Consider the following 2,252-nt stretch of genomic DNA (forward strand, 5'->3'; position numbering starts at 1 on the left):
AAACGGGCCCCTTGAAACAGGCCCGTGCAAACGGCAATACCTGACAAAACGGGTATGGCCGGGTAAACCGGGGTTTTCTGGGCAACAAAGGCCCTTGAACAAAGCGGGGCCGATAGCGTAGGATTCCTCGCTCGCGATACTGTACCAAGCCAGTGCGCTCAACCCCACACAACGAGAGAAAACTGCCATGAAAGACGGCATTCACCCTAAATATCAAGACACAACCGTATCCTGTGGTTGTGGCAACACCTTTACGACCCGCAGCGTGCGACCTGAATTGAAGGTCGACATTTGCAGCGAATGTCATCCTTTCTATACCGGAAAGCTGAAGTTCGTTGACACCGCGGGCCGCATCGACAAGTTCCAAAAGAAATTTGCTGCAGGAACCTACGGCAGCCTGGCATCGAAGAAGCCAGTGAAGAAAGCCAAAAAATAGCTTCGCCACGACTGAACACGACATCCAGCCGCACCGTCCTCGATTGGGACGCGTGCGGCTGTTTTTTATGATACGTGTAACAAACCGTTCTGCTCTTCGTTTTATCCTGCTTTCCGCCTCGTTCCTGAATGACTCCCCATGAGTACGATCCGCGACACTCTCGAAGAAAAGCTTGCTCGCTTTAAGCAGCTCGAACTCGACATGTCCGACCCTGAAGTGCTTGCCGACGGGGCACGCATGAGTGCCGCAGCACGTGAACACGGCGGGCTGGCCAAGGTCGCAGGGAAGTACCGCGAGTTCAAAAAGCTGACTGACGAAATCCGCGGCTGCGAAGAGATGGCGGAAGCGGCCGAGGATTCCGAAGAACGAGAAATGGCCGAAGCCGAGATGGAAGGGCTGCGAAAACGCCGCGAGCAATTGTGGGAAGATCTACTCTCACTAACGGTCGGGGGCGAGGATTCGCACCGGACTCGATGTGTGATGGAAATTCGCGCAGGCACCGGTGGCGATGAAGCGGCGTTGTTCGCTCGCGACCTATTCGAAATGTACCGCCACTACGCGGAATCGAAAGGTTGGAAGACTGAGATCATGGACCATAGCGCCACCGAAATGGGCGGGTTCAAAGACATCACACTGACGTTGGAGGGCGAAAACGTTTATCGCGACTTGGCGTACGAATCGGGTGGACATCGTGTCCAGCGTGTTCCTGAGACCGAGACGCAAGGCCGTATCCACACCTCTGCAGCGACCGTCGCGGTGATGCCGGAACCCGAAGATGTCGAAGTCAACATCAAGCCCGACGATTACCGAGTCGACAAGTTTTGTGCGTCCGGCCCCGGCGGTCAGCACGTCAACAAGACGGAATCGGCGATTCGTTTGACACACCATGAAACCGGCATCGTCGTGCAGTGCCAAGATGAAAAGAGCCAACACAAAAATCTGGCTCGCGCGCTGCGAGTTCTTAAGGCACGCGTTTACGAAAAGAAACGCGAAGAGGAAGACGCAAAGCTTGCCGAAAAACGCAAAGGCCTGATCGGATCGGGCGACCGCAGTCAGCGTATCCGCACCTACAACTATCCTCAGAACCGCTTAACCGATCACCGCATCAATTTGACGATTTACAAACTCGACCAAATCATTGCGGGTGACTTAAGCCCCGTCACCGAAGCGATGATCGAATACGATCGCGACCAACTTCGCGGCGATATGATTGACTGATCACGCGCTGCTTGCGATTTGGTTTTGTAACGCTGCGTTGACTCGATTCCCCCAAAAGGAAACCCCATGTCGGACACCAAGGAAGAGCCGTGGACGGTGCTGCGACTGTTGGAGTGGACCACCAACTTTTTCAAAAGTCGGGGAAGCGAATCGCCTCGGCTTGACGCCGAAGTCTTGCTCGCGCATGCCCGCGATTGCGCCCGCATCGAACTGTACACTGCGTTCAGCGAGGTTCCAACCGAAGAACAACGTGTGGCGTTCCGTGAGATGATTCGTCGTCGTGGTGAAGGCACTCCGGTGGCTCAGTTGGTCGGCTATCGCGAGTTCTACTCGCTGCGTTTTCGCGTGGATGAAAACGTGTTGATTCCGCGACCGGAAACCGAGCATCTGGTGATCGAAGCACTCGATGTTGCCAAGGCGATGAAGATCAGCGACCGACCGATTCGCATTGCTGATGTCGGCACCGGCAGCGGCGCGATTGCGATCACGTTGGCCAAAAACATCAAAGATGCCGAGATCACTGCAATCGATCTGAGCGAGGCGGCTTTGAAAATCGCGACCTGGAATGCGGAACATCTCAAAGCCACCGACTCGGTTC

At 55.2% G+C, this 2,252-nt stretch carries 3 protein-coding genes; all 3 read left to right on the plus strand.

What is annotated here, in order from left to right; all coding sequences use genetic code 11:
• Positions 1–187 precede the first annotated feature (187 nt).
• Complete coding sequence (gene rpmE / locus ABX962_RS34985; RefSeq protein WP_339936699.1) at positions 188–436, plus strand: 50S ribosomal protein L31; 249 nt, start codon at positions 188–190, stop codon at positions 434–436.
• Between the two features lie 138 nt (positions 437–574).
• Positions 575–1,654, plus strand: coding sequence for a peptide chain release factor 1 (prfA, locus tag ABX962_RS34990; RefSeq protein WP_372726285.1), 1,080 nt, complete (start codon positions 575–577; stop codon positions 1,652–1,654).
• Positions 1,655–1,720: 66 nt separating this feature from the next.
• A partial coding sequence (locus ABX962_RS34995; RefSeq protein ID WP_372726286.1) for a class I SAM-dependent methyltransferase occupies positions 1,721–2,252 on the plus strand: 532 nt, incomplete at its 3' end.

This window comes from Novipirellula sp. (assembly GCF_041583735.1).
Taxonomy (GTDB): Bacteria; Planctomycetota; Planctomycetia; order Pirellulales; family Pirellulaceae; genus Novipirellula.